Annotated in this window: 4 protein-coding genes; all 4 read right to left on the bottom strand. The window is 65.8% G+C overall.

Features of this window, described 5'->3' with window-relative positions:
* Positions 1–1,030: TadA family conjugal transfer-associated ATPase (locus AC1P6P_RS16345; RefSeq protein WP_481403513.1), on the bottom strand; the 1,030-nt coding region annotated here is incomplete at its 3' end.
* Between the two features lie 181 nt (positions 1,031–1,211).
* Positions 1,212–2,699, bottom strand: coding sequence for a hypothetical protein (locus tag AC1P6P_RS16340; RefSeq protein WP_481403512.1), 1,488 nt, complete (start codon positions 2,697–2,699; stop codon positions 1,212–1,214).
* Between the two features lie 70 nt (positions 2,700–2,769).
* Positions 2,770–3,027, bottom strand: a complete 258-nt coding sequence (locus tag AC1P6P_RS16335) for an ATP synthase F1 subunit epsilon (RefSeq protein ID WP_481403511.1) — start codon at positions 3,025–3,027, stop codon at positions 2,770–2,772.
* Positions 3,028–3,032: 5 nt separating this feature from the next.
* Positions 3,033–3,858 (bottom strand): F0F1 ATP synthase subunit beta (atpD, locus tag AC1P6P_RS16330; RefSeq protein ID WP_481403510.1); only part of this gene is annotated, 826 nt, incomplete at its 5' end.

Genomic DNA, 3,858 nt, shown 5'->3' with positions numbered 1-3,858 from the left:
TGGTGATCGCGCCCTGGCCTTCGAGGTTCGGCGGGCGGGTTTCGAGCGGCAGCCAGTGCGGCTGTTGCAGGCGAAGTTCGGCCGCGTCCTCGATGGTGAGCACGCGTTCGCCGGGCTCGATCATCTTCGAGAGCGCGTTGAGCATCGTCGTCTTGCCCGAGCCGGTGCCGCCCGAGATGACGATGTTCATGCGGCAGGCGCCGCAGATCTTGAGCGCGGTGGCCATCTTGTCGCTCATCGAACCGAAGTCCTTGAGCATGTCGATGGTGATCGGCTTCTCGGAGAACTTGCGGATCGAGATGGCGGTGCCGCGCAAGCTGAGCGGCGGGATGATGACGTTGACGCGGCTGCCGTCCTTGAGCCGGGCGTCGGCCAGCGGGGTGGTCTGGTCGACGCGGCGGCCGACCTGGTTGACGATGCGCTGCGCGATCTGGAACAGGTGCTGCTCGTCGCGGAACTGGATCTGGGCGAGCTGGAGCTTGCCCTTCTTTTCGATGTAGGTCTGCTCGGGGCCGTTGACCATGATGTCCGACACGTCGGGGTCGGAGAGCAGCTCTTCCAGCGGGCCGAAGCCGAGCAGCTCGTCGATCAGCACTTTTTCCAGCGCAAACTGCTCGCGGCGGTTGAGGGTGATCTTCAGTTCGGCGAGCACCTCGAAGATGATCGGGCGAAATTCCTCGGCGAGTTCGTCCTTGGTGAGGGTGGCGGCGGCCTCGGGATCGACCCGCTCAAGCAGGCGGGGAAGCACCTGTTCCTTGATCTTGTGAACGCTGGCCTCGAAGCCTTCCGCGGTGCGGGTGGTTTCGTGGGTGGCGTTCATGCGATCGGTCAGGCGCGCCATTGCGTCGCCATTGCGGGGATCGCCCGGGGCAACGGATTCGGCTTCCTGCGGCAGCGGCGGGAACTGGTTGCCACCCGGCAGGGGTACGGTGGCGCCTTCGGGACCGCGCATGGGCCGGGCCACGCCAAACTGCGGTTTACCCGCCTGGCCAAACCCGCCCGGTCCGTTTCGACGCCCGAATGCGCTCATTTCCAGTCGATCCCTAACGCTGTTCCCACCTCCATGACCGCGGCATGGTGGTCGGGAAACTTATCAGCTTGGTCAATAATCGGGAAACTTTGAGGATTTGCTAATGCCTGCCTGCGGAGCAGGGGGAAATGCGGGGGTATTGCCCGTGGCAGGGAGAAAGCCGGCGTCGGGCCGAGGACGTTCAGGTCAGCGGTCGCGGCCCCGCGCACTGCCCGTAGACATCGAGGAGCTTGTCGCCGTCGCTGGCCGAAACGGTGGCTTCGCCGTGCCATCGGCAACGCCGCGCATACCGGGTTACCGCTGCGGTGGTCTGCCGGTTGAACAGATCCTCGATCGGCAGCTTGCGGCGGATGATGACCGTGGTCGGCTGCCAGCGCAGCACGCGGTCAACTTCGCCCATGGTCGGGTAGGGGCTGACATCGGCCTCGGGTTGATAGGAGAGGTGCAGCGGGAATATCAGCGGGGTTGGCGGATAGCTGCCCAGAAGCCCGTAAAGCGCCACCGGGCCGTCGAACACGAACAGGCGCGGGCGAGGGTCGCGGGCGCGGATCATGGCCATCACGGTATCGAGCCGCGCATTGTCGCGCGTGGCCTTGCCGAAGTCGAAGCTGTTGGTGGCGAGGAGAATCGCGGCGGGATAGACCAGCGCGCAAACGGGGCCGATCACGCCGCGGGTCAGAAAGGGCGCCGCGCAGATTGCCAATGGTACCAGGACGGGCAGGGCGTAATGATCGATCAGGTTGGGTACCACCAGCATGCCGCCGATTGCCGCAAACAGCCAGACGGCCGCAAACGTGTGTTCCACCTGGCGCGGCAGTTTTGGCGTGAACAACCAGCCTGCCAGCCCCAGGCCAAAGACGGGCGAAAGCAGGGCAACGAAAATCGCAAAGCGTTTCAGCAGGTCATGCCCGGGGTTGTAGACCTTGGCGGCATTGGCGGTCACCATGGTTGCCCAGAAGGCGTGAAAATGGCCGGTTAACGCAAAGGCGAGCGTGAAGCCCAGCATCGGCGCCGCGCCTGCCAGCGCAAGGCCCAGGGCGGTGCGGACGAGGGCGCCGGCAGGCATGGCGCCGCGCGCCAGTTGCCACAGCACGAAAAGGCCGAAAAACCCGCCCTCGAACAGCGCGGTCTGTTTGCAGGTGATCGCAAATCCGGCGAGCAGCATGGCACCGGAGACCTGGCCGGGGCAGCGCCCCCGCCGCAGTGCCGGCAGCGCCCGCCAGACGATCAGCACCGCCAGTGCCATCGCCAGGTTGAAGAACACCGCCGCCTGTCCGCCGCGTCCGCCAAACAGCAGCAGCATGCAGATATAAAGCCCGCCCGCGAGCAGCGCGGCGACCGGGCTGGCGAGCCGGGATGCCAGCCGGGCAATCACCTCGGCGGTTGCCGCGACGCAGCAGGTGCCGGCCAGTTGACTGGCGATCACAGGGGCCGGGAAGGCGGTGATCAGGTAATAGATGAGGAACAGGCCCGGGGGTTTCCGATCCCAGACATCGACATACAGCACCGCGCCCGCGTGCAACCGCTGGCCGATGGCCAGGAAAAGCGCGTCATCCTCGAACCAGTTGTGGTCGCCAAAACTCATCCAGCGGGTGAGCAGCGCCAGGGCTAGAAAGACAAGCGGACGCAGCAGGGTGGCTGGCCGCATGTCGCGGAGGCCCGGAATCATGCGGCCCCGCCTTGCGGGCGGGGCCGATGCTGCCCGTTGCGGGGCAATTTCGATGGGGTGATCACCCGGCCTATTCGGCCACGTGTTCAGCCAGCACGGTCAGGCCCTTGGGGGTCACCTCAGCGAAGCCGCCGGCAACGGTGATCTCTTCGGGCTGGCCGTTTTCGCTGCGATAGACCTTTACCGCGCCGTCGCGGATGGTCGACATGAAGGGCGCGTGGCCCTCCAGCACGCCGAACTCGCCTTCCGAGCCGGGGACGACCACCATGTGGACGTCCTCGGAACGGACCAGCTTCGCGGGCGTAACGAGTTCGAAACGCAGGGCCATGAGACTTAGGCCTCCTCGGCCAGCTTCTTGGCCTTTTCGATCACTTCGTCGATGCCGCCAACCATGTAGAAGGCCGCCTCGGGGAGGTGGTCGTACTCGCCATCGACAACCGCCTTGAACGACTTCACGGTGTCTTCGATCTGGACGAACTTGCCGGGGATGCCGGTGAAGACCTCGGCGACGTGGAAAGGCTGCGACAGGAACTTCTGGATCTTGCGGGCGCGGGCGACGGTAAGCTTGTCCTCTTCGGACAGCTCGTCCATGCCCAGGATCGCGATTATGTCCTGCAGCGACTTGTACTTCTGCAGGGTTTCCTGGACGCGGCGGGCGGTTTCGTAGTGCTCGGCACCGACGACGCGCGGCTCCAGCACGCGGCTGGTGGAGTCGAGCGGGTCAACCGCCGGGTAGATGCCCAGCTCCGAGATGGCGCGGTTCAGCGTGGTCGTCGCGTCCAAGTGGGCGAACGAGGTGGCCGGCGCGGGGTCGGTCAAGTCGTCAGCCGGCACGTAGATCGCCTGGACCGAGGTGATCGAGCCCTTGGTGGTCGAGGTGATGCGTTCCTGCAGCGAGCCCATGTCGGTGGCGAGCGTCGGCTGGTAGCCCACGGCCGAAGGGATACGGCCGAGCAGCGCCGACACTTCCGAACCCGCCTGGGTGAAGCGGAAGATGTTGTCGACGAAGAACAGCACGTCCTGGCCTTCCTCGTCGCGGAAGTATTCGGCCATGGTCAGGCCCGAGAGCGCGACGCGGGCGCGGGCGCCCGGGGGCTCGTTCATCTGGCCGAACACGAGCGCGACCTTGGAGCCTTCCGAGGTGGCGTTGCCCTCGGCG

The organism is Rhizomicrobium sp., assembly GCF_056722145.1.
Note: the sequence above shows the minus strand (reverse complement) of the source record. Positions and strands in the feature narration are given on the sequence as shown.